Source organism: Neorhizobium huautlense, from assembly GCF_002968575.1.
Taxonomy (GTDB): domain Bacteria; phylum Pseudomonadota; class Alphaproteobacteria; order Rhizobiales; family Rhizobiaceae; genus Neorhizobium; species Neorhizobium huautlense.
The window spans coordinates 1-22560 of the sequence record NZ_PVBM01000023.1 but is presented as its reverse complement, the minus strand read 5'-3'; the positions used below and the strand labels follow the sequence as shown (position 1 = coordinate 22560).

At 59.6% G+C, this 22560-nt stretch carries 23 protein-coding genes, 1 tRNA gene and 2 pseudogenes; 12 read left to right on the top strand and 14 right to left on the bottom strand.

Annotated elements, in window-relative coordinates; translation table 11 throughout:
- The first annotated feature begins 27 nt into the window (after nt 1-27).
- Together C5L12_RS21350 and C5L12_RS21345 are read left to right on the top strand one after the other, a co-directional pair.
- Nucleotides 28-1401: a glutamate--cysteine ligase gene (locus C5L12_RS21350; protein WP_105374082.1), complete on the top strand. Its 1374-nt coding sequence runs from the start codon at nt 28-30 to the stop codon at nt 1399-1401.
- Nucleotides 1402-1487: 86 nt separating this feature from the next.
- Nucleotides 1488-2384, top strand: a complete 897-nt coding sequence (locus tag C5L12_RS21345) for a DUF937 domain-containing protein (protein WP_105374081.1) — start codon at nt 1488-1490, stop codon at nt 2382-2384.
- 78 nt (nt 2385-2462) lie between these two features.
- Here the strand turns inward: C5L12_RS21345 and C5L12_RS21340 are convergent, their stop codons facing one another.
- The gene (locus C5L12_RS21340) at nt 2463-2762 is read right to left on the bottom strand and encodes a YjiS-like domain-containing protein (RefSeq protein WP_105374080.1); all 300 of its coding nucleotides are present in this window, start codon (nt 2760-2762) and stop codon (nt 2463-2465) included.
- 194 nt (nt 2763-2956) lie between these two features.
- Here C5L12_RS21340 and C5L12_RS21335 point away from each other — a divergent pair, with 194 nt between their 5' ends.
- Nucleotides 2957-3907: a LysR substrate-binding domain-containing protein gene (locus C5L12_RS21335; protein ID WP_105374079.1), complete on the top strand. Its 951-nt coding sequence runs from the start codon at nt 2957-2959 to the stop codon at nt 3905-3907.
- 62 nt (nt 3908-3969) lie between these two features.
- Here C5L12_RS21335 and katA read toward each other — a convergent pair whose 3' ends face one another.
- Nucleotides 3970-5463 carry a catalase KatA gene (gene katA / locus C5L12_RS21330; protein ID WP_105374078.1) on the bottom strand — a complete coding sequence of 498 codons (1494 nt, stop codon included), beginning with the start codon at nt 5461-5463 and terminating at the stop codon, nt 3970-3972.
- A 117-nt stretch (nt 5464-5580) separates the two neighbouring features.
- Here katA and C5L12_RS21325 point away from each other — a divergent pair, with 117 nt between their 5' ends.
- Nucleotides 5581-6480 (top strand): hydrogen peroxide-inducible genes activator, encoded by a 900-nt coding sequence (locus C5L12_RS21325; protein WP_105374147.1) that lies wholly within the window; start codon nt 5581-5583, stop codon nt 6478-6480.
- Here C5L12_RS21325 and C5L12_RS21320 read toward each other — a convergent pair.
- From C5L12_RS21320 to C5L12_RS21305, 4 genes are all read right to left on the bottom strand, one after another.
- Nucleotides 6477-7361 carry a dienelactone hydrolase family protein gene (locus C5L12_RS21320; protein ID WP_105374077.1) on the bottom strand — a complete coding sequence of 295 codons (885 nt, stop codon included), beginning with the start codon at nt 7359-7361 and terminating at the stop codon, nt 6477-6479. The two genes, C5L12_RS21325 and C5L12_RS21320, sit on opposite strands and share 4 nt — an antisense overlap.
- A 130-nt stretch (nt 7362-7491) precedes the next feature.
- Nucleotides 7492-7908, bottom strand: a complete 417-nt coding sequence (locus C5L12_RS21315) for an MAPEG family protein (protein WP_245422992.1) — start codon at nt 7906-7908, stop codon at nt 7492-7494.
- Nucleotides 7909-8025: 117 nt separating this feature from the next.
- Nucleotides 8026-9531 carry an IMP dehydrogenase gene (gene guaB / locus C5L12_RS21310; protein ID WP_105374145.1) on the bottom strand — a complete coding sequence of 502 codons (1506 nt, stop codon included), beginning with the start codon at nt 9529-9531 and terminating at the stop codon, nt 8026-8028.
- A 176-nt stretch (nt 9532-9707) separates the two neighbouring features.
- Nucleotides 9708-10697, bottom strand: coding sequence for an MBL fold metallo-hydrolase (locus tag C5L12_RS21305; protein ID WP_105374076.1), 990 nt, complete (start codon nt 10695-10697; stop codon nt 9708-9710).
- Nucleotides 10698-10888: 191 nt separating this feature from the next.
- Here C5L12_RS21305 and C5L12_RS21300 point away from each other — a divergent pair, with 191 nt between their 5' ends.
- Nucleotides 10889-12292, top strand: coding sequence for an MFS transporter (locus C5L12_RS21300; protein WP_105374075.1), 1404 nt, complete (start codon nt 10889-10891; stop codon nt 12290-12292).
- Here the strand turns inward: C5L12_RS21300 and C5L12_RS21295 are convergent, their stop codons facing one another.
- Both C5L12_RS21295 and C5L12_RS21290 read right to left on the bottom strand, forming a co-directional pair.
- Nucleotides 12293-13030, bottom strand: a complete 738-nt coding sequence (locus C5L12_RS21295) for an RlmE family RNA methyltransferase (protein ID WP_105374074.1) — start codon at nt 13028-13030, stop codon at nt 12293-12295. It lies immediately after the preceding gene.
- 17 nt (nt 13031-13047) lie between these two features.
- A complete protein-coding gene (locus C5L12_RS21290) occupies nt 13048-14571 on the bottom strand; it encodes a Ppx/GppA phosphatase family protein (protein ID WP_425350817.1) in 1524 nt (507 codons plus the stop codon).
- A 250-nt stretch (nt 14572-14821) separates the two neighbouring features.
- Between C5L12_RS21290 and C5L12_RS21285 the strand changes: the two genes are divergently transcribed.
- The 4 genes from C5L12_RS21285 (at nt 14822) to C5L12_RS28205 (ending at nt 15932) form a co-directional block, all read left to right on the top strand.
- Nucleotides 14822-14895 (top strand) — tRNA-Gln (locus tag C5L12_RS21285).
- 159 nt (nt 14896-15054) lie between these two features.
- Nucleotides 15055-15324 carry an integrase gene (locus tag C5L12_RS21280; protein ID WP_105374072.1) on the top strand — a complete coding sequence of 90 codons (270 nt, stop codon included), beginning with the start codon at nt 15055-15057 and terminating at the stop codon, nt 15322-15324.
- 60 nt (nt 15325-15384) lie between these two features.
- A complete protein-coding gene (locus tag C5L12_RS21275) occupies nt 15385-15792 on the top strand; it encodes a hypothetical protein (RefSeq protein ID WP_105374071.1) in 408 nt (135 codons plus the stop codon).
- The gene (locus tag C5L12_RS28205; RefSeq protein ID WP_157949098.1) at nt 15792-15932 is read left to right on the top strand and encodes a hypothetical protein; all 141 of its coding nucleotides are present in this window, start codon (nt 15792-15794) and stop codon (nt 15930-15932) included. The genes C5L12_RS21275 and C5L12_RS28205 overlap by 1 nt, the downstream gene beginning before the upstream one ends.
- Nucleotides 15933-15953: 21 nt before the next feature.
- Here the strand turns inward: C5L12_RS28205 and C5L12_RS28605 are convergent.
- The 3 genes and pseudogenes from C5L12_RS28605 to C5L12_RS21265 form a co-directional block, all read right to left on the bottom strand.
- Nucleotides 15954-16313, bottom strand: a pseudogene (locus tag C5L12_RS28605) (hypothetical protein); the annotation flags it as partial.
- Nucleotides 16311-16614: pseudogene (locus C5L12_RS28600) on the bottom strand (transposase); the annotation flags it as partial. The pseudogenes C5L12_RS28605 and C5L12_RS28600, both read right to left, overlap by 3 nt.
- A 171-nt stretch (nt 16615-16785) precedes the next feature.
- Nucleotides 16786-17412, bottom strand: a complete 627-nt coding sequence (locus C5L12_RS21265) for a TetR/AcrR family transcriptional regulator (protein WP_105374070.1) — start codon at nt 17410-17412, stop codon at nt 16786-16788.
- A 181-nt stretch (nt 17413-17593) separates the two neighbouring features.
- Between C5L12_RS21265 and C5L12_RS21260 the strand changes: the two genes are divergently transcribed.
- The 3 genes from C5L12_RS21260 to C5L12_RS21250 all read left to right on the top strand — a co-directional run bounded on the left by C5L12_RS21260 (nt 17594) and on the right by C5L12_RS21250 (nt 20370).
- Entirely contained in the window at nt 17594-19732 is a 2139-nt protein-coding gene (locus C5L12_RS21260) for a prolyl oligopeptidase family serine peptidase (protein WP_105374069.1), read from the top strand.
- 22 nt (nt 19733-19754) lie between these two features.
- Nucleotides 19755-20039, top strand: a complete 285-nt coding sequence (locus C5L12_RS21255; protein WP_105374068.1) for a hypothetical protein — start codon at nt 19755-19757, stop codon at nt 20037-20039.
- Between the two features lie 85 nt (nt 20040-20124).
- The gene (locus tag C5L12_RS21250) at nt 20125-20370 is read left to right on the top strand and encodes a hypothetical protein (protein ID WP_105374067.1); all 246 of its coding nucleotides are present in this window, start codon (nt 20125-20127) and stop codon (nt 20368-20370) included.
- Nucleotides 20371-20735: 365 nt separating this feature from the next.
- Here the strand turns inward: C5L12_RS21250 and C5L12_RS21245 are convergent, their stop codons facing one another.
- From C5L12_RS21245 to C5L12_RS21235, 3 genes are all read right to left on the bottom strand, one after another.
- Nucleotides 20736-21659, bottom strand: a complete 924-nt coding sequence (locus tag C5L12_RS21245) for an arginase family protein (protein ID WP_105374066.1) — start codon at nt 21657-21659, stop codon at nt 20736-20738.
- A gap of 18 nt (nt 21660-21677) precedes the next feature.
- Nucleotides 21678-22028 (bottom strand): VOC family protein, encoded by a 351-nt coding sequence (locus C5L12_RS21240; protein WP_245422990.1) that lies wholly within the window; start codon nt 22026-22028, stop codon nt 21678-21680.
- Between the two features lie 230 nt (nt 22029-22258).
- Nucleotides 22259-22560, bottom strand: a 302-nt coding sequence (locus tag C5L12_RS21235) for a helix-turn-helix domain-containing protein (RefSeq protein ID WP_157949097.1), incomplete at its 5' end; no start/stop codon positions are given.

Genomic DNA, 22560 nt, shown 5'->3' with positions numbered 1-22560 from the left:
TCAGGCATTCCGCACAGGGTAGTTTCTATGGCGCGTGACACCATCGACCAGACACCGCTTTCTTCGGTGTCCGAGCTTTCCGCCTACCTGGCGAAAGGGCCGCGGCCGAAGGACCAATTCCGCATCGGAACCGAGCACGAGAAATTTGCCTTTTTCCGGGCGGACAACAGCCCGGTGCCGTATTTCGGCGATGCCAGCATCTCCGCGCTGCTCAAGGGCATGCAGGAAAAGCTCGGCTGGGAACCAATCATGGATGGCGAGAACATCATCGGGCTCGGCGAGCAGTCCGGCATGGGCGCTATTTCCATCGAGCCCGGCGGACAGTTCGAACTGTCCGGTGCGCCGCTGGAGACCATCCACGAGACTTGCAGGGAGTCCAACCGGCACCTGGCTGTGCTCAAGGAGATCGCAGAGCCGATGGGCATCCGCTTCCTCGGCATAGGCGGCAGCCCGAAATGGACATTTGCCGAAACTCCGCGTATGCCGAAATCGCGTTACGAGATCATGACGCGCTATATGCCGAAGGTCGGCACACAGGGTCTCGACATGATGTATCGCACCTGTACGATCCAGGTGAACCTCGACTTCTCCTCGGAAGAGGACATGGCGGCCAAGATGCGGGTCTCCATGAAGCTGCAGTCTATCGCAACCGCGCTTTTTGCCTCGTCGCCCTTTACCGAAGGCAAGCCGAACGGCCTGCTCTCTTGGCGCGGCGACATCTGGCGCGACACCGACAACCAGCGCTCCGGCGTGTTGCCCTTCGTGTTCAATTCGGATTTCGGATTCGAGGATTATGCGGCGTGGGCGCTCGACGTGCCGATGTATTTCGTCGTCCGTGACGGCAAATATCACGACTGCACCCATGTCACCTTCCGACAATTCATGAACGGCGCGCTGAAGGGCGAGATCAAGGACTGGGAGCCAACGATCGGCGACTGGACAAATCATCTCTCCACCCTGTTTCCGGATGTCCGGCTAAAGCGTTTTCTCGAAATGCGAGGCGCCGACGGCGGACCGTGGCGGCGCATCTGTGCCCTGCCCGCGTTCTGGGTCGGATTGCTTTACGACGAGACGGCGCTCGCCGACGCCGAAGCGCTGACAAAGGATTGGACGTTCGAGGATGTCGTCGCCATGCGGAATGCGGTGCCGGCGAAAGGCTTGAAGGCCGAGATCCGCGGCAAAGGCGTGCTAGATGTCGCCCGCGACGCGGTGGCTATCTCCAAGGCCGGGCTGAAGGCTCGAAACCGTCTGAATGGCGAAGGTCAGGACGAAAGCATTTTCCTGCAGCCGCTCGATGAGGTGCTCGCCAAGAAGACAACCATGGCGGAAGACATGCTCGCACTCTATCATGGCCGGTGGAACGGCTCCGTGGAACCGGTGTTCGAGGAATATCAGTATTAGGAAATCGAACCGGTTCTAAAAATCGGTTTCCGTCAATCACTTTCCGGATATAGTGTCGTCACACGCAAGCCGGAAAGGATTGGTCCATGGTGCCACTGTTCGATATGATGCTGAGAGCTCAGAACGGCGCAGGCATAGAGGCCATTGCCAAGCAGTTCAACCTGGCGCAGGAACAGGCGACCCAGGCCATGGCGGCTCTGATGCCGGCCTTTTCCTCCGGCCTCAAGCGCACCACCAGCAATCCCTACGACTTCAGCGCTCTGATGAGCAGCATGTTCTCCGGCGCCTATGCGAAATATTTCGAGGACATGACGAAGGCTTTTACGCCGCAAGGCCTGACGGACGGCAATGCAGTGCTCGAAAAGCTGTTCGGCTCCAAAGAAGTCTCTCGCGCCATTGCCCAGCAGGCGGAACAGTTCACCGGCATCGGCCAGGAAATATTCAAGAAAATGATGCCGGTTATGGCGGACACCCTGATGGGCGGACTCTTCAAGCAGATGACCGGGCAGATCTCCGGCGCAAGCGACGCCTTTTCCGCCTCGCCAATGGGCCAGATGACGCAGCAATGGCTGGAAGGCATGGGGTTGCAGCCGAAGGCTGCGCCACAGCAGGCCGCAAATCCGTTCGACAACCCCTTCACGCAGGCGATGCGCTCGATGTGGGGACTGGACAAGGCGGAACAGCCGCAGCCGGCGAGCGGCAATCCGTTTACGGACAATCCGTTCGCCAAGGCCTTTCAGGAGATGATGGCCGGCAACTTCAGCGGGCAAGCGGCAACTTCACCGGAAAAGCCCGGCGAAAAACCGGCGTCGGAAGCAAACCCGTATCGCGACGTTCTGAACAACATGTTCGACAGCGGTCTTGAAGTGCAGAAGAACTATCAGAAGAGCATGGAAGCGATCTTCGACAACTATCTGCGCAGCGCTTCAAGTGACAAAGGCGAGCCGCCTCCTGTTCCGCCCGAGACGAAACCTGCCAAATAAAAAAAAGCCCGGCGCGGATCGACCGGCCGGGCAAGAGGCAGGGCTATTGGCTATCACCCTGCGGGGAAAACGGTAAGGTCAGCGATTGGCCGGCCTTGCAAAGCGTGTGCGAGCCCGCTCGCGAGCCGCGCGCGACAGAAGAAGCGACGGATCGTCCAGAACACTGGAACGGTCCAGGGCCTTCACCAGATCATGCCGGGTAATTCCGATGTCATTGAGCTGCCTGTCGTCGAGATCATGGAGGCCGTTGGCTGCCAGACGATTGCGAAAAGCACGCCATACGGATTTCGTTCGCTGCACCAGACCCGTCGAGCGGCCTTTCGTGGCCCTCGTTCCATGAAGGAGGTCGAGTTCAGTTCCGCAGTCGGTCGTGCTCATCGGTTTATCCTTTCGCAGGCACGAGAAAGGCCGTCCCTTCCGTGGAGGTCCGCGGAAGGGCTGCCTGGTTGGGCGCCTCAGGGAGAAGGCGGCCCGTCGAACTTGATTTGCGATCTCGTTATGCTGAAAATCTATTGATCAGTCCAACGAATGTTCCTAATGATTAGCATCAAACCTTCTGATGGATCATCGCCATGTCTGCTCCACTCGACATCGACCAATTGCATACCTTCCTCGCGATCGTGGATACCGGCAGCTTCACCAAGGCTGCAGACCGGGTCTTCAAGACTCAGTCGGCGGTCTCCATGCAGATGCGCCGGCTCGAGGAAAGGATCGGCAAGCAGCTTTTTGCCAAGGATGGCCGTGGCAACCGGCTAACCGCCGAAGGCGAAAAGCTGTTGAATTATGCGCGGCGTATCATCCGACTGAACAACGAGGCGATCGCAGCCTTCGACGACAACCGGCTTGAAGGAACGCTTCGCATCGGTACACCGGACGATTATGCGGACCGATACATGCCGGAGATCATCGGCCGCTTTGCAAAGACCCATCCGAACGTCGAGCTTTATATCGTGTGCGAGAACTCCGCGAGCCTTGCCGAAAAGATGGCGCGTGGGGAACTCGACATAGCGCTTGTTACCCACAATCCCCGCCAGCGGATTTCCGACGTGGTGCGGACTGAGCCACTCTGCTGGGTCGGTTCGGCCAACCATCCATTGAAGGACGATGCGCCGGTGCCGCTTGCAGTCGGTCGGCGCGATTGCCTATGGCGGCAGCTTGCCTGCTCCGCGCTTGACGCCGATGGGCGGGAATATCAGGTTCTGTTCACAAGCTGGTCTTCGACCGTGGTCGCGGCTGCGGTGCTGGCGGGCATGGCGGTTTCGGTACTGCCGGAATCGGCGTTACGGACGGGAATGAAGGTGCTTACCGCATCTGACGGCTTCCCGCCGCTGCCGCCGGTGCAGATCGGGCTCATGAAGCGCCCGGGCCTGTCGCCCTCGCTGATGAACGCCATCACCGATCACATCACCGCCTGCCTCGACAACATTTCGCCCACCGTCATTCCCGACGATCTGGATGGCGAGGTAAAAGCCTTTCAGCGCATTGGACGAAGCCGAGCCGCTCAAGTCATGCCCGGTTGGTAAAAAATCATCGGGCTTGAAAGCCGGGGCAAGACCCCGGCTTTTTATTTCAAAGCTTCACCGTATTACTCGGCAGCGGTCGGCGCCGCGCTGATCGTATCGACCTTGTAGCCATGCTGCTTTTCGAGCGCTGCGCGGACGCCTGCCTCGTAGTCCGGATGGATCAGCTTGAAGTGGGCGAGCTGACGCTCGATGATCTCGCCAGGTACTCCGCCCATCGCAGCTCCGATGTTGGAGAACAGGCGAGCCTTCTGATCCGCGTCGAAGAGGTTGAAGAGCGCGCGCGGCTGCGAATAATCATCATTGCCTTCACGATGATTATAGCGGCCCATGTCGCCTTCGATCTTCAGCGGCGGCTCCTTGGCCGACGGCTGCTCGATCGGCCCATTGACCGAATTCGGCTCGTAATAGGCATCCGGATTGCCGGACAGCAGACCGCCATAGGTATTCATCTGGCCATCGCGATGATAGTGATGGACCGGGCATTTCGGCTGGTTGACCGGAATATGCTCGTAGTGAGTGCCTAGGCGGTAGCGGTGAGCGTCCGCATAGGAGAAGACGCGCGCCTGAAGCACTTTGTCCGGCGAATGGCCGATGCCAGGTACGATATTCGACGGCGAGAAGGCGGCCTGCTCGATCTCGGCGAAATAGTTTTCGGGGTTGCGATTCAGCTCCATGACGCCGATGTCTACCGGCGGAAATTCCGCATGCGGCCAGACCTTGGTCAGATCGAACGGATTGTAAGACGTCGCCTCCGCCTGGGCTTCGGTCATGATCTGGACCTGGACCTTCCACTTCGGGAACTCGCCCTTTTCGATCGTTCCGAAGAGGGCTTCCTGGTAACCCTCGCGGGTCTTGCCTATAACCGTCTCGCCTTCCTCGTTCGTAAAGTGCTTGTGGCCCTGCTGGGTCTTGAAGTGGAATTTGACCCAGAAGCGCTCGCCCGCATCGTTCCAGAAGGAATAGGTGTGCGAGCCGTAGCCGTTCATGTTCATCGGCGTCTGGGGCAGGCCGCGGTCGGACATCAGGATGGTGACCTGATGGAGGGCTTCCGGCGACAGCGACCAGAAATCCCACATGGCGGTCGCGGAGCGCAGGTTGGTCTTCGGATGACGCTTCTGCGTGTGGATGAAGTCGGGGAACTTGTAGGGGTCACGGATGAAGAAGACCGGCGTATTGTTGCCGACCAGATCCCAGTTGCCGTCCTGAGTGTAGAACTTCAATGCAAAGCCGCGAACATCGCGCTCGTGGTCGGCCGCTCCCATTTCACCGGCTACGGTCGAGAAGCGGGCGAGCATCGGAGTAACCGCGCCGGGCTGCAGACACTTCGCTTTGGTGTATCTGGAGATATCGCCGGTAATGGAGAGAGTACCGTAGGCGCCCCAACCCTTGGCGTGTACGACGCGTTCCGGGATGCGCTCGCGGTTTTGATGAGCCAGCTTTTCGATCAGTTGGTAATCTTGCAGCATCAAGCCGCCGCGCGGGCCGGCGGTCATCGAGTTCTGGTTGTCCGGCACCGGCGAACCGGCAGTCGTCGTCAAAATCGGACGATCGGTCATCGTTATCTCCCTACTGAAAACTATGGAACCTTTAGAAGATTCCCCGGTTGAACATCCCACCTGCCATTGATAATTTCCAATCGTATTTGATGCTGAATGCGATTGGAAAATCTTATCGTGCTAACCCTCCGACAGATGCGATACTTCGACGCGCTCGCCTCCACGCGCCATTTCGGAAAGGCTGCCGCCCAGGTGCATGTCAGCCAGCCCGCGCTGTCTGCACAGATTATCGAAATGGAAGAGCAACTTGGCTGCAAGCTCGTCGAACGCAACCGTTCCGGCGTTCTCCTGACCCGCAAGGGAATGGAGGCGCTGCGGCGCGTCCAGACAATCCTGGCGGAGGTGGAACGTCTGGAGGATGCGGTCCGTGAAGACGGCGGCATACTGCATGGTCTCGTGCGGATCGGCATCATCCCGACGGTCGCTCCCTATCTCGTCCCCCGGCTGGTGCCGCATCTGCGGCGGGATCATCCCGACATCGAAATCGAGTTGAGGGAAGCCGTTACCGACCGCCTGGTGACGGATCTTCTCGATGGACGGCTGGACACGGTCATCGCGGCCCTTCCGATCGAGGCGGACAACGTCGAGGTCCAACCGTTGTTTTCCGACCGCTTCTTCATGGCAATGGCAAATAATGACCGGGACGTGCTGATGTCGCCGCTGACGGAAAACCAGGTGGACGTTGATCGGCTCCTGCTCCTTGAAGAAGGACACTGCCTGCGCGACCAGGCGCTTGCCGTCTGCGGCACGGCGGGCAAACGGAGCCTCGTCAATTTCGGCGCGACATCCATGACGACGCTCCTGCAGATGGTGTCGCACGACATGGGCATGACGCTCATTCCCGAAATGGCGATACCCACCGAGACCGCGCGCAACGATCTTAGAATCATACCGTTCGCCGATCCTGCGCCATCGCGCGAGATCGGCCTCATCTGGCGGAAATCGAGCGGCCGGGCAGACGACATGGCCGCTCTTGCGCAAGCCATTACCGCCTGCGTTCCCGCAAACGCCGCTTAAGTCAGGTTCTTCTTGAAGAAAGCGACGGTTCGGCTCCAGGCGAGATCAGCGGCAGCCTTGTCATATCGGGCCGAGGACGTATCGTTGTTGAAGGCGTGGTTCGCACCCTCATACACAAAGATCTCGAAGGTCTTGCCATTCTTTTCGAGAGCTTCCTTAAAGGCGGGAATGCCTGCGTTGATGCGCTCATCCAGCCCGCCGTAGTGCAGCATCAGAGGTGCCTTGATCGCCGGAACGTCTTCCGGCTTCGGCTGCGAACCATAATATGCAACACCGGCATTGAGATCCGGTGACTTCACCGCGAAATTGTTCACCGCGCCACCACCCCAGCAGAAGCCGATCGCACCGACCTTGCCGTTCGCGCCGGTGATGCCGGCGAGATAGACCCTGCTCGCCTCGGCGTTCGCCGCAACCTCGCCGGGATTGAGCGACGAGAACATTTGACGGGCCTTTTCCTCGTCTTCAGGCGTGCCGCCACTCGGGGACAGAAAATCGACCGCCAGGGCGTTGAAGCCTTCGAGCGCCATGCGGCGAGCTACGTCCTTGATGTGATTGTTGAGTCCACGATTTTCATGGATGACGATGACACCGCCCAGAGCCCCCGAAGCGCTTTTGGGCCGGACAAGATATCCCTTCATCGTGACGCCGTTTGCGCCTGGATAAGTCACGTCCTCCGCCGTCAGGCGGTCGTCATTGGCAGGAATGATTTCGGCCTTGGCGCCGTTGGCCGCAAGCATCGGTGCGATTGCCGCCGCCGCTGCACCCGACCCTGCAAGCTGCGTCAGCTTCTCCATAAAGCGGCGGCGGTCGAGGGTGAGGTGGGTATATTCGTCATAGGCATTGATCATCGCCTGGGTGATCTTCGGCGTTTCGTTGTCCATATCTCTCTCCTCCTGGCTTTTTGGCAGGGCGGAAATCTAACGCCGCAAGCGCTCCTTGGAGATGAAACAGTCCGTGAAAAGCGGGCCGACGACTACACTTGTTCGTGAGAATGACGACGGGCGGAGCCCTCTAGGCTAATGCCAGCCATATGGCGAGCCACGTCCACATCCCAACCAAAGACACGAACCCGATAATGAACAAGGGGCGGCGATGCCGAAGTCGATTGCTGGTGATGTGTATGTAGGAGTGGGCATACCGCGACAGAACGAAGATCCAGGCCAAGGCGACCGTCGCCCAGTTATCCGCGGTCGAGATATAGAGCGCGAGGCAGACTGCATGGAACAGGACCGGGAGCTCAAACTGGTTCCTGAGATTGTTGTGAACCAGCAGGCTTTCTAGCGGCTCCTGCCGATTTTCTCGAAACTGTGCGGCTTGCGCACTGCCGGAATGGACAGCAGCAAACCGCCTTTTTGACAGCAGCCAATAGAGAAGGAAGACAAGCGCCGCGTGCGCGATCATCGGCCAGAGCATGGCGTTCGACAGCATATTTCCTCCATCCGAAACGATCAGGCGAACTTGTAGGGCGCGCCCGGAGTTTCAACGGCGCCAGCAGCAGCGCCGTTGAAGTCATTCAGGTGAACAAAATGTCCTGGCTGTTGGCTCTCAAGCCCCGGCACCCGGGTAGTTGGGGCTTTCGCGGGTGATGGTCACGTCGTGAGCATGGCTCTCGCGGAGGCCGGCACCGGAGATGCGCACGAAGGTGGCGCGCTCCTGGAATTCCTTGAGCGTCGCGCCGCCGACATAGCCCATGGCGGCCTTGAGGCCGCCGCCAAGCTGATGCAGCACGCCCGAAACCGGCCCCTTGTACGGCACCTGGCCTTCGATGCCTTCCGGCACAAGCTTCAAGGTATCGCGCACCTCCGCCTGAAAATAGCGGTCGGCAGAACCACGAGCCATGGCGCCCACCGAGCCCATGCCGCGATAGGCCTTGAACGAGCGGCCCTGGTAGAGATAGACCTCACCCGGGCTTTCGTCGGTGCCCGCAAGCAGGGAGCCGACCATCACCGCCGATGCACCGGCGGCAATTGCCTTGGCAAGGTCTCCGGAAAACTTGATGCCGCCGTCGGCAATGACCGGGATGTTTCGCGTACGGGCAGCATCAACCGCCGCCATGATCGCCGCGAGCTGCGGTACGCCGACACCGGCCACGATGCGGGTCGTGCAGATCGAGCCGGGACCGATGCCTACCTTGACTGCGTCCGCACCGGCATCGATCAGCGCGAGGGTACCGTCGGCAGTCGCGACATTGCCGGCCATGATGCGGACCGAATTGGAGAGCTTCTTGACCCGTGTGACCGCATCAAGAACGCGCTGCGAATGACCGTGCGCGGTGTCAACGACCAACAGGTCGATACCGGCATCGATGAGGCGTTCGGCGCGCTCGTATCCGTCGTCGCCGACGCTGATCGCGGCGGCGGCGCGAAGCCGGCCCTGCGCGTCTTTCGACGCGTTCGGATTGAGCTGCGACTTTTCGATGTCCTTGACGGTGATGAGGCCGACGCAACGGCCATCGCCATCGATAACGACAAGCTTCTCGATGCGGTGTGTGTGAAGCAGACGCTTGGCTTCAGCCTGGTCGACGCTTTCCTTGACGGTGATGAGGTTTTCCCGCGTCATCAGCTCATAGATGCGCTGGCTCGGATCGGAAGCAAAACGAACATCGCGATTGGTCAGGATGCCGACAAGCCGGCCGGTCGTATGTCCACCGGAACCACCATTCTCGACAACGGGGATGCCGGAAATGCCGTGAGATTTCATCAGCGACAGCGCCTCTGCGAGCGTCGCATCCGGGCCGATCGTCACGGGATTGACGACCATGCCGCTTTCGAATTTCTTGACCTGACGGACTTCCTCCGCCTGCTCGACGGGGGTCAAGTTACGATGGATGACACCTATGCCGCCCGCCTGAGCCATCGCGATGGCCAGACGGCTTTCGGTCACCGTATCCATGGCTGACGACAGGATCGGCAGGTTGAGGTCGATATCCTGCGCGATGGTCGTCGAAATGTTGGTCTGGCCCGGCAGGACTTCGGAATGGCCGGGCTGCAGCAGCACGTCGTCAAAGGTAAGCGCATCCGCGCCGGTTGCCGTTTCAATGATGCGTGCCATGGCCAATTCCTCGATCAGAAAATGCAGATCATGCTCCGGAACGTGATCTCCGCCCGGGCGGTCTTGCAAGAGTTGCTTGGAAGTTGGCGAGGGCTGGTAACACGTTCATGACAGGAAGGGAATAGCAAAAACCCGACAAGCCATTATGCCGGGTTTTTCCAAAGCTTTCGATGACGTCAGATATCGAACTGATAGCTCTTCGGCACGAAGCGATAACCGGTTTCCTGCCTCTCGACGAAACCCACGGCCGGGAACGGCATGTGATAGCCGAGGAAAGCGACCTTGTCGGTCGCGATCATGTCGTAGACTTTCTTTCTGGTCGCGGCGGCCTGGGCCTTGTCCATGTCGAAGCGGACTTCCCACTCCGGACGCTGCAGCGAAAGAATGTAATGATTGGCAGTGTCGGCCGTCAAAACGAGCCGCTTTCCCTCCGACTCGATGTTGAAGATCAGATGGCCGGGCGTATGACCAGGCGCCGTCATCGCCGTGATCCCGGAAATCACGTCGCCGCCGTCCTTCAGGAATGTCATCTTTTCCACGTGCGGCTTTACGTTAGCGAGTACGGCCTTGTGGTTTCCCTCCGCAGGCGTGCCCGCCCGTCCCACATCGGTCCAGAAATTGTATTCAGTCTCGCCGGTTACGTAACGCGCCTTCGGGAAGGCGGGTTTTCCGTCCTCCATGATGCCGCCGATGTGGTCGCCATGCATGTGGGTGATGACAACAATGGAAATATCCTCGGGCATATATCCGGCGGCCGCCAATCCCTCGATCAGGCGGCCACCGCCCTGGGCGCGGGCGCCTTTCCCGAGGCCGGTATCGAAGAGGATGACCTCGCTGCCGGTGTCGACGAGCGTTGGGGAGAAGCTGTTGACGAACTGGTCCGTTGGCAGAAAATTCTCGTTCAGCAACGTTCCGACCGCTTCTGCAGATTGATTCGTGCCGAAGGTCTCTTGCGGGTTGGCTGAGGGGCGGGCGCCGTCCTTGACGACGAGGACCTGGAAGCCGCCGACCTTGAACTTATGGATATCCGGAGGCGTCACCCGATCGATCGCCAGCGGCTTGCTCTCCTGCGCGAAAGCCCGGCCGCTGATGATTGCCGGAGATGCTATGATACCAAGGCCTGCGGTTCCAAGCAGCGCCCGCCTGCCGAATTTAAGCGAAGTCATAATCTAGCTCCCTATGATTCCCCATAACCGGCCCATCGAGCCCGTGGTGATTTCGAACATAGCCAGGCTCAGGAACAAGAAAATCGCATTTCACGCAGACGTGACCCAAAGAGGAAAAAGGTGAGATTCGCTCATTGGCAGAAGGGACCTGGAGGTTTACAGGAAAGCCGTTCCGCGCACCGCAGGCCGACATGAATCGCGTCATTCCACTTATTCTCGCTGTCGCTCTTTTCATGGAGCAGATGGATTCGACCGTTATCGCCACGGCGCTTCCGGCGATCGCCGCCGATCTGAATGTCGGGCCGATCACGCTGAAGCTCGCACTGACCTCCTATATGGTGGCGCTCGCGGTTTTCATTCCCATCAGCGGCTGGATGGCAGACCGGTTCGGCGCCAAGAAGATCTTTCGACTGGCAATCCTGGTCTTCGTTATCGGTTCGATCTTCTGTGCAATCTCGTCCTCGCTGATCGAATTTGTGCTGTCGCGATTCCTGCAAGGCATGGGCGGCGCGATGATGACCCCAGTCGGTCGCCTCGTTCTCCTGCGCACGACGAAACGCAGCGAACTCGTGTCGGCCATGGCGCTATTGACCATACCCGCCCTTATCGGGCCGTTGACCGGCCCTCCGATTGGCGGCTTCATCACCACCTATTTCTCCTGGCACTGGATTTTCATCATCAATGTGCCGGTAGGCTTGCTCGGCATCTACCTTTCAAGCATTTTCCTGCCGGAGATAGAGATGGCCAATCCGCCTTCGATCGACTGGATCGGCTTTCTGCTGACTTCAGTCGCGGCGGCGGGAACGGTGTTCGGCCTCTCGGTGGTTGGCCTGCCTGCGCTGCCGCCCGCGGTCGGGATTTCCTCGACCGCGATCGGCCTTGCTTCCGGCTTCGCCTACCTTCGCCACGCGCGGAGACATCCCTCGCCGATCCTCAATCTCTCGATCTTCAGGAACGACGCGTTCCGAGCCGCCACGTCGAGCGGCACACTCTTCCGTATATCAACCGGCGCCATTCCCTTTCTGATGCCGCTGATGCTGCAGCTCGGATTTGGGCTAAACCCGTTCCAGTCCGGCCTGATCACCTTTGCGGGCGCCCTCGGAGCGCTTACTGTGAAATTGGTAGCGCGACGCGTCTTTGCGGCAACGGGTTTCAAGGTAACACTTCTCATCGCAGGTGTTCTTGGGGCCGCCACTACCGCGGCCAACGGGTTTTTCAACCCGGAAACATCCCACGCCCTGATCGTCGCCTTCTTGGTGGCATCCGGCCTTTGCCGATCCTTCTTCTTCACCGGCTCGAACGCACTCAGCTATTCGGAGATCAGCGACGAGCAGGCCAGCCAGGCAACGTCGATCGCCTCGGTGCTACAACAGGTCAGCATGGCTCTCGGCGTGGCTTTCGCCGCCTTCATCCTCGAAGTCTCGGCGGCCTTTTCAGGCACGTCTCTGCAGCTTGCGGACTTCCATCTTGCTTTCTTCGTGGTGGCCGCTCTTTCGCTCTTCGCCATCGGTCCGTTGCTGAAGCTCGACCCGATGGCGGGAGCAGCGGTTTCCGGCCATCGTGGCGGCAGAATCCAGCCGGAAGCGGGGGAATGATCAGGCTTCGGTTCCGGCTTCGGCTTCGATCGCCGCGGGTTCGGCTCTGCGACCCTTGAAGTGTTTGGCCAGCAGGAACATTTCCACCGATTCCGAGCGCGACGCCCCCGGCTTGACATGGATGACCTGCCGGAAATTCTGCTTCAGCATGTTGAGTAGGTCCCGTTCGGTCCCCCCTTGGAAGGTCTTGGCAAGGAAGTGACCGCCTTCGCCCAAGACCTCGACCGCAAAATGGGCCGCGACTTCGCAGAGATGCATGGTGCGCAGGTGATCCGTCCTCTGGTGGCCGGTTGTCGGCGCAGCCATGTCCGAAATCACCAGATCGGGCGTCCCCCCGACCGCTTCGATGAGCAGCTGCGGCGCCTCAGGATCCAGGAAGTCGAGCTGCAGGAATTTCACGCCCGGCAGCGGCGCCATCTCCAGAAAATCGATCGCTGCGACGCGAATATCCTCGTCGGTGGAATCGGTCACCTTCGCGGCAATCTGCGACCAGCTTCCTGGGGCAGCGCCGAGGTCGATGATGCGGCGGGCGCCTTTCAGGATGTGATGTTTCTCGTCGATCTCAAGAAGCTTGAAGGCGGCGCGGGCACGATACCCTTCCAGCTTGGCGCGCTGTACGTAGGGATCGTTGATATGGCGCTCCAGCCAGCGGCGCGAAGACGCCTTCAGCTTGCCCTTCTTGACTTTCTGGCCGAGCTTGCGGCCCGTACGATTGCCGCCCACCGGTGGTTTCGCCATCGCCCTGCTCCTGATTGTTACTGTCCGCCGGTTGCCGGCCGGCGCTGGCGCGCACGGCGCCACACGCCGTCGTCCGCCATCATATCCGTCAACAGCCCTTCGCGGAGCCCCCGGTCCGCCACCCGCATGCGCGGGCTCGGCCAACGGCGGCGGATCGCTTCCAGGATGGCGCAACCGGCAAGCACCAGATCCGCTCGGTCCGGCCCGATGCACGGATTGGCCGCGCGGCCGGCAAAATCCCACGAGAGCAGCTTGGCCTGCATGGCGCTTACTTCGGCATCGGTCAGCCAAAGGCCGTCGACCTTGCGGCGATCGTAGCGCGGCAGATCGAGATGGACGCCAGCGAGCGTCGTCACCGTTCCGGACGTGCCTATCAGATGGAAGTCCTCTGCGCCGTGACGCCGGACGGCTTCGAGCGGCGGGCAGTAAAAATCCGCCAGCATGCCCTCGACTTCCGCCACCATGGCGGAGAAAACCTCCGGCGTGACATTACGCCCGCCGTGGCGCTCCGACAGCGTCACCACGCCAACCGGCAGCGATGTCCAATGGGTAATGTGGTTGGCAAGCCGGCTGGACCGATTTTCGCCGATGCGGATGACCGCGATTTCCGAAGAACCGCCGCCGATATCGAACAACACCACGGAACGGGCTTCGCGGCCAACCAGCGACGCACAGCCCGACACTGCGAGCCGCGCCTCCGTTTCGCGGTCGATGATCTCCAGTTCCAAGCCCGTTTCCGAGATAACGCGGTCAAGAAATTCTTCACCGTTCTCGGCGGCGCGGCAGGCTTCCGTCGCAATCAGCCGCATGCGGCGGATCGGTTTGTTGGCAAGCTTGGCAGCGCAGATGCGCAACGCTTCGACCGCACGATCCATCGCCTCCGCCGAGAGCCTTCGGCTCGCTGCAAGCCCCTCGCCCAGGCGTACGATACGCGAAAAGGCGTCGACGACCCGAAACTGTCCGGGGCGGGTGGGCTGCGCGATCAGCAGACGGCAATTGTTGGTGCCGAGATCCAGTGCTGCATAAAGATCGTTGACGAAGGGAAACCTGTCTCCCCGCGGATCGAAAGCCGACGCATCGCCGCCACTCCTGTTGCGGCCCTCCTTGCCGGGCGCCGGCGCGGGCGGCACGACTTTTGCGACGTTCGGCTGCGTCTTGGCCGGCGCCAGCGGCCGGCCCTGCAGACCGCGGCCGCCGCGATTCTTCTTCCGCCGATGGCGCGACTTTCCGGAAGGCGCCAGGGTTTCACTCGGGCGAACGGATTCCACCGCTGCAACGTCGCTTACCGCCGGTGCCGCCTGCTGGGCGCCACCGGATTTCCCGCGTCGACGCTTGCGCTTGCGGGCCGGTTGACCGGGCTCCTGGATATGGGAACGTGCGGCAGGGCTGGCAGAATCAGCCGAACCCAAGGGTGCGAACGACGCCACGTCGCGGCTTTTGCCGCGTCGTTTCGCCTTTCGGCGCCGAGAGGATCTTTCCTCTCCGCGCGCTGCCGACGCCCCGCCTTCCGGCGTCTTCGCGCCGCTATCGGGGTCCATCACTTCTATGTCCATCTCGCCGCGCAACGCCTTCGTGAGGCATGCCGCTGGCGTTTGTTTGTTTCGTTGGCGTGAAGATAACAGCCCAATGCCTTTTCGCCAACGGCTTTTTGCCGCCTGCTGCCGTTGCGGATACCAGTATCGGAAAGAGGCTTTCGTCTCTCTATTTTTTTCCAAATCGGTATTTGCAATTCGTCCGCTTTTGTTTATAAGCGCCGCACATCAGCCGAGCCGGTTTACCGGTTGAGCCTGCTGGGGAATAGTTCAACGGTAGAACGACGGACTCTGACTCCGTTAATCTTGGTTCGAATCCAGGTTCCCCAGCCAATTCTCTCTAAACTCCCTTAATTCCTTGATTTTCCAGTCGTGCCGGATAGTGTTTTGGCATCATTGGCGACCTGATGCCCAGAACTGGTGCCCACAGGTGATGCCCAAGCGCCATATGCGCGGCGGCGGCACCGGTGGCAGGCAAGGGCAAAAAACCTCATGGCGGTCCGCCACGACGTCGAAAACCTCACCCGCCGCGGCAATATCGTCTATTGGCGTGCGCGCGTCCCAACTGCCTTCGGGCAATGCCGACCGGGCAGTCGGCTTTCACTCAGCCTTCACTGTTCCGATCATAAGAAAGCGCAGGCGATCGGCCGCAAGCTCAACATGCTGGTCGCCGAACTGAAGTTGAAGCAGAAGGAACCCATGTCCAAGGCGCAGCTCCAAAAGCTTTGCGAACACGAACGAGACATGATGCTTATGCATTAGGAAGACGTCTCGATCGCTGCGCGCCGCTACGGCCGTCCTGCCGACATTTCAGTGCTGGAAATGGATCTCGAAAATGGATGGGCCTATCGACTGCTCGGCATGTTCGGCATAACCCATCACCTGACGCTGAACGACAATTGCCGCGGCTTAGCCTACCTCAGACAAAACGACGTTCCCGCCTCCCATATTTTTGCACTCAACTCGAATTGTCTTGAACTTCTCCAAGAGGCGAACTCGCGCGGCTTCAAGGAGGGCATTCGAAGATTGATGCACCTCTTCGAAATCAGCCCACACCCGCTCAACGAGGAGAAGGCCATGAAGCCCTATTTCAGCGGCCGGGCAGAAGCTCTTTTCGACGTCGCGGAACGGCATCCGCTCGCCGATCGCAATCTCAGCGAACTCACGGGCGGTTCAGTCAGGGCAGCGAGACAAGCCTTCGCTACACCAATCCCGCTGGTTTGCCGTTGATGCGCGATGCTCTGAGCAAGTATCCGATCATCACCGCCGGGATCGAACCCAAGCCGATCAAACTGCTCCCATGGGTGGAAAAGCGGCTGCCGCCGCCCTGGGCGCGCGAGGCAAAGAACGAGGCGAGACGCCGGAAATGATTTCCGACGCCTCCTTCCGCATCAGGCGGCCTCCCAGACCTGATTGAGGATGCGAGCGGCAAGTGCGGCCTTATCCTGGGGGAGGAAGCGCCCGTAGTGCTTGGCGACCATATCGGCTGTGTCTTGGATCGCATAGCTCGCCTGCTCGTAAGAGCCGGTCTGCTTCAGGATGTGAGTTGCCAGCACGTTGCGGACATTGTGCGGACCGTGCGGCAAAAGCCCCTTGATTGCGCCTCGTCCGGTGTAAGGGTTGTAGATCCCGTAGCGCTGGATGGTGAGACGCCATGCCTCGTAGAAGCTGGTCGTGTTGTAAGCCGCATCAGTGCTCGTCGTCTTGATCGTTTTGACGAACAATGTGCCGGGATCGGCGGCCGACCGTACGCGGCCATCAAGACCGAGCCGACAGAACGAGCGATACGCCAAGTTCAGATGGACCTCATCGCACAGTCGGCGTTCCGAACGGATGCCAAAAGCAATAGCCGACAAGCAGCATGCGGATCATCAGTTCAGGATCAATCGATGGCCGGCCCGTGTGACTGTAAAAACTGGCCAGCTCTCCTCGAACTGCCGACAGATCGATAAAGCGGTCGATCGCGCGAAGCATGTGATCAGCGGGGATGTGGCCTTCGATTGAGAACTCGTAAAACAACGCGGCCTGATCGACTTGCCTGGGTCCCAGCATCTGCTTCGCTCCACTTTAGATATTGGAAGTGAATCAGTGATTTGCAGTGCAGGCAACCCCGGAGTGTTTCAACAAAATCGGCCCAATGCGGGCATATGAACGCGTTTAACTCGAAAAGGTGAAGTCGCGGCAGCCGATCGTAATTGGCCGAAACTTAAGTTGTTTTGCCCTTCACCTGGGTCTTGGCGTGACGGGGTCGCAGAATGGTAGCGTGCTCGCGCGTCGTATCGCTTGCGCCAGTCGGTCGTTCGTCTCTGCGACTGTCGGTACCTGGCCGTACTTAACCGCGCCACGACTAACGTTCTCGTCGACGATCCGCATGGCCGCGGCGACCGTTGCTGCGCATAGCATCACATCGAAATCTTTCGGCGAGAGATCCAGCCGCTTGGAAATGACCTCGGCCATCGTCTCTTCGGTGTTTCGGCTTGACATATGCCACGGCCCAAGAAGCGCCGGTTCCTCGTCCAGGCGAGCGATGAGATGGATGAGGAGCCCCGTATCTATCTTCTCCTGCGCATCAATCTTGCTCATGTCGTAAGCGACCTGCAGAAACTGTTCTAGCGAGTTTTCAGTCGGCCAATCGCGGAACCTGGCTGCGAGGCGTTGTGAGGCCAGTGCGAACAGCGGCTCCACGCAGCTCTCCTTTGTGCGGAAGTAGCGCCAAAGCGTCCGTTTAGAGATGCCGGCGGCTTCCGCGATCTCGTCGCCAGTCGTGTCAGCAACGCCTTTTTGTAGAAATAGGCGGGCGGCACTGCGCGCCACTTCAATATGTGCATCTTCCGGGATCGTTCTGCTCATCCATGTTCCTCAATAATCTTCACCGTCAATTTAACGGACATTTAGTGTCCCATCTACGGGTATGAAGCCTGCAGCAGAGGCGGAGTGCTTGACCACTTCGAAGGACACAATAATGACACTTAGTGCCATTATCGCGGTTTTGAACCAAGAATAATTGCCACTGTTTCTATCGGAGTTGCCAATGCGAACCCCCACCGCCGTCGTCGCCTTTCTGCTCACCTGTGTGGACGGCAGTTCCGCCGATCAACTGAAGGGCAAGATGCCAAAACTGACCTATCCGGAGACAAACCGCATCGACGTGACCGAGCAACATTTCGGTCAGACGATCGTCGACCCCTATCGTTGGCTTGAAAACAAGGTTTCCCAGGACGATGCGGTCCGGTCCTGGATCGAGGCACAGAATGCCGTTACCCGATCCTATCTCGACACGCTTCCAGGACGAGACCACTTTCGCCAGCGCATGACGGAGCTGCTCAATTACGATCGCTACACCGTCCCGCGAAAGCGGGGAGACCGCTACTTTTTCAATGTAATCAAAGGGAATGAAAATCAGCCCTCCCTCTATGTCCGTGAAGGAGCTTTTGGTGCCAGTCGTTTGCTCATCGATCCTGATCGCTGGTCGGATGACGGCACCGACGCCTTGGCCATTTGGAGCGCGTCCGACGACGGCCGTTTCGTTGGCTTCGGCATCCAGACAGATGGTAGCGACTGGCGGACCCTTAGGGTGCTGGACGTCGACAGCGGCGAGACACTTGATGACATCGTTGAAATGGCGCGCTTCACGCGCATTGCGTGGGCGCCCGATGGATCCGGCTTCTTCTATTCCCGCGTTCCGAAGCCAGCGGATGGCACAGCCGATGCGGTAGTTGCCAACCACGCCGTTTATTTCCACAAGCTGGGCACGGATCAGGCAGAGGATCGCTTGATCTACGCCACCCCTGAACGCCCTGAACTATTGCACGGTGCCGACAGGGTTTCTGGCGGACGCTACCTCACTATCTCCTCCACACCAGGGACGAATGAAAGCTCCCTGACCATCGTCGATATTCAGTCTGACGACTGGAAGCCGCGGACGGTCGTGGCCGACATGGATTCTGCTTGGTATGTGATCGGCAATGATGAGCAAAGGCTGTTATTGGCCACGACACACGAGGCCGAGCGCGTTCGCATCGTCTCGCTCGATCTAGCTGAAGACAATCCGAAGCCAAAGGAGATCATCGCCGAGGCTGCCGATGGCGCGGTCCTGGACAGCGCAGTGCTTGCCGGTGACAAACTGCTGGTGAACTATCAGCTCGACGTCAAGACGGAGCTGCGACGCTTCACGCTCGATGGAAAGTCGGGTGGCACCGTGGACCTGCCGGGTGTGGGGAGCGCTCGATTTCTGGAAGGCAATGCCCGTGAAGCCTTCTTCGTCTTTACCAGCTACGACGCACCGATAGCGATCTATCATTACGACGCGGCCTCCAAGACGGTGACGCCCTGGGTAGAGCCGAAAGTGCCGATCGACCTCAGCAGATTCGATGTCGAGCAACGCTTCTATCGTTCGAAAGATCATACTGAAGTGCCGATGTTCATCATCCGGCGCAAGGATGTGACCGGGCCGGCTCCCACGCTGCTCTATGGCTATGGTGGGTTCGGCATCAGCCAGATTTCCATCTACAACCCCATGTACCTCTCCTGGGTCGAGCAGGGTGGCGTGCTGGCGATCGCCAACATTCGCGGAGGCGGGGAATATGGCCGGACGTGGCATCGCGCCGGTCAGCTCGAGAAGAAGCAGAACGCGTTCGACGACTTCATCGCAGGGGGCGAATTCCTGAAGCGGGCGGGGATCACGACACCGAAGGGGCTTGCCATCCAGGGCGAGTCCGCTGGTGGCATGCTTGTCGGCGCCGTTACGAACCAGCGCCCGGATCTGTTCGACGTAGCACTTCCCGGTGTTGGGGTCATGGACATGCTGCGCTACGACAAATTCACCGGCGGCGCGCTCTGGCGAGGTGAATATGGCGATCCTGCCGATGAGGCATCGTTCCGTAACCTGTTGACCTACTCGCCTTATCACACGATCAGGGACGGCCAGAACTATCCCGCAATCTTGGCCACCACAGCGGATGCCGACGACCGCGTCGTTCCTGCTCACACTTTCAAATATATCGCCGCACTGCAGGCCGCCGCCCTTGGCCCCAAGCCGCGACTGGTGCGCATCGAAACCCGTGCCGGCCATGGGGGCGGTCTACCGGTCGACAAGGCCGTCGCGCAGACCGCCGACCTTTACGCGTTCGCCGCCTACTGGACGGGCTTGAAGATCACACCTGCGGAATGACTGATCAAAAGGAGAATGGGAAATGACGAAATCTGAAAAGCCTATACTCAAAGCTATGACGTCGATCTTCGGAGGTGGCCTCATCACGCTCGCGGTTGCTGGATGCACATCCGCTCAAGATCAACACTACGAAGACAGCCGAGCCTGCTACGGTTCGCGACACTATGCCGGGTGTATGAACCAGCAACAGTTCCAGCGCGATCGGGAACAACTGATGAACCAGGAAAGAGCCCTGATCAGTTCGCAGCAGGCCAGGGAAAACCTCAGGATGCTCCGCGAGATCAGACGGAAGCGTGGAGAATACTAAAGCAATTCCGGACGAAAAACCCAAGACTGTTTGCTGAAAATGCTCATTCTACCAAACAGCGCCATAATGGACGAGGAATCATCATATGCCAATAAATGAAAAGCCGGACAGGTTTGGCACGGCCGAGGGCGCACGGCTGCTTGCAATCGATACGGTGATCCGCGCTTTGGTTGACCATGCCAGCCTCACGGATCCGGCTCTCCGTAAACGTACGATGACAGGTGTCAAGGACTATATAGCAAGCCTCGACCCACAATCGGAGGCGGAACTTGACTTTTCCGAACGGGCAATAGGCTTTGCTGCAAAGCTTGTAAGACCGTTTGGTTCGTGACCGAGCAATAGCGAGACCTTACTGGCTTTTGGTCGGAACAGCAGCATCATTGTTCCATCGAGCCCGTCTGCACGAGTTTTGGACTCGCCGTCGTAGTTGTTTATGCCGACGTTGAAGCAAGCCCAGTGGGTTTGCTTCAACGTCGCCTGCGACCCGACGGGATGGCTAACCGATCGTTGCCGACAGAGGATCGTTCCTCACTGCGCCCCGGGCCCGTGTCAGCTTTCGGCGCTTTGCAGACTAGGCGAGCAGACCGGCAGGTTTCGGGCAAACGAAAGAGCATGCTGAATCGCTGAGATGAAGGCGCAAAGCGGTATCATTTCCGTAGGCGGGGCCGGTAGCGGAAAGTCTGCTATAGCGCAAATTTATCGGATAGCCATCCTTCGGCAACCGCGCCATGGCGCTGCTGTTCCGAGCGCTGCGGCTATTACGTCAAGCAGGCCGCGCCCGGCGCTGCCGTCCTCATCAAGGCGCGGATTGTAGATGGTGGTCTCGAGGCCGACCGACTTGCCGCTCGCCAAGGCAACCCGAAGCGCCGTCCCCAGTTCGTCCCACGACAACCCGCCCGCCACCCGGAAATCGACAGCTGGCATGAGGACGTCATCGAGGCAATCGGCGTCGAGATGTATGAAGAAGCCGTCCAGTTCCTCTCGCGTCAGGTGGTCGACCGCTTCGCGCGCGGCGGCCTCGATGCCCATCGCGCGCACGGCGGGAAGATCAATCGCCTTGAGCTCTTCGGGCAGCGGCTGGCTTCCGTACTCCTCCTGATCCTTGTGATCGCGATACGCGAACGCGACAGCGTCTTCGGGACGGACCAGAGGACAGCGACCTTCTATGTCGCTCAGGAGCGACGGGCCGTAGCCGGTGACCAGGGCGAGGTCCATCGAGGCGCCCTCACCATTGGGTTCCGCCTCGGGTTGGAAGAAATCGGCATTGCCGTCGATGAAGAGTAGGCCGTAGCGGCCGCGCCGTTTAAGTGCGAGCATCGAGCCCAGCACGATCGTGCAATCGCCGCCGAGCACGACCGGGAGCTCGCCGGCGTCAAGGATCCCTTCCACCGCCGCGGCGAGCTTGGGCGACCACGCCGCAATTGCCGCGGCATTCAAGATGCCAGACTCGGGATCGGGCGTCGGGTCCTTCGGAGGCACCGCCAGCCGCTCGGCGCGGCGGGCATGGATGCGTTCTGCAAGACCGAGGTCCAAGAGCTGATCGGACAAGCGCTCCACCCCGTCGGTCGCCAATCCCAGCGTGGAGGGGGCTTCGAGAATTGCATACGGAAGGGTCGGCATGCGCACCTCCGTTGGCGGCTATTTTGCAGAGTAAGTCACTGCCTCGATCTTGTGACCGTCTGGATCGCGGACGAAGGCCCCATAATAGTTGGCATCGTAGTTCGGCCGCAGCCCCGGAGCGCCATCGTCGGTTCCACCATGTTCTAATGCTGACGCGTAAAATCGATCGACCATCGAACGATCCTCTACGGCAAAGGCGATATGACTGCCATTGCCCACGGTCGCTGGTTCTCTATCAATCGGAACCTGAACGCTGAAGTGAAACGTGCCGCTTCCATAGCCTAGTCCACCCTCGTCTTCGGCCATCGACACAAAGGCGACGATGGGGCAAAACGGCGTCGTAGAAGCGCTTCGAACGGCCAACATCATTCGTCCCTACCGAGACATGGTGGATCACAACTACCTCCGCTCCAGCTTTGTCCCCCTAACGGCAGCTTCTGGTCATTGTTCCCTCAAAGCCGACTGTCGTCCGTTCGAAACTAAAGCAGGTGGTGCGAACAACCGACTGACCGAAACGAACCGGCCGCTCTTGTACTCTAGGCCCATTGACGGACATTTGTTACAGGGTCAGTTAAGCTGAGCTTTGCGTCTAACATGGTTCACCTGCTCGTATGGGTCTCGCGGAAATGTCGCGGCGTCACGCCGAAGCGTCTTTGGAAGACCCGCGTGAAGCGTGCGACCGGCGCAAGCCCCACCCGTCTTGCGATTTCCTTCAACGGAAGTTTTTGGGCGAGCAAGATACGCGCCGCATCCAGCCGTACGGTCTCGATATACTGTGCCGGCGTCTCGCCTATCGCGGCGACAAACCGTCTGTGAAACGTCCTCTCCGAGAGGCCAACCTTGGCCGCAAGCCTCGGCACATCCAGCGCGGCATCGAGATTGGCCTGTGCCCACACCAGAA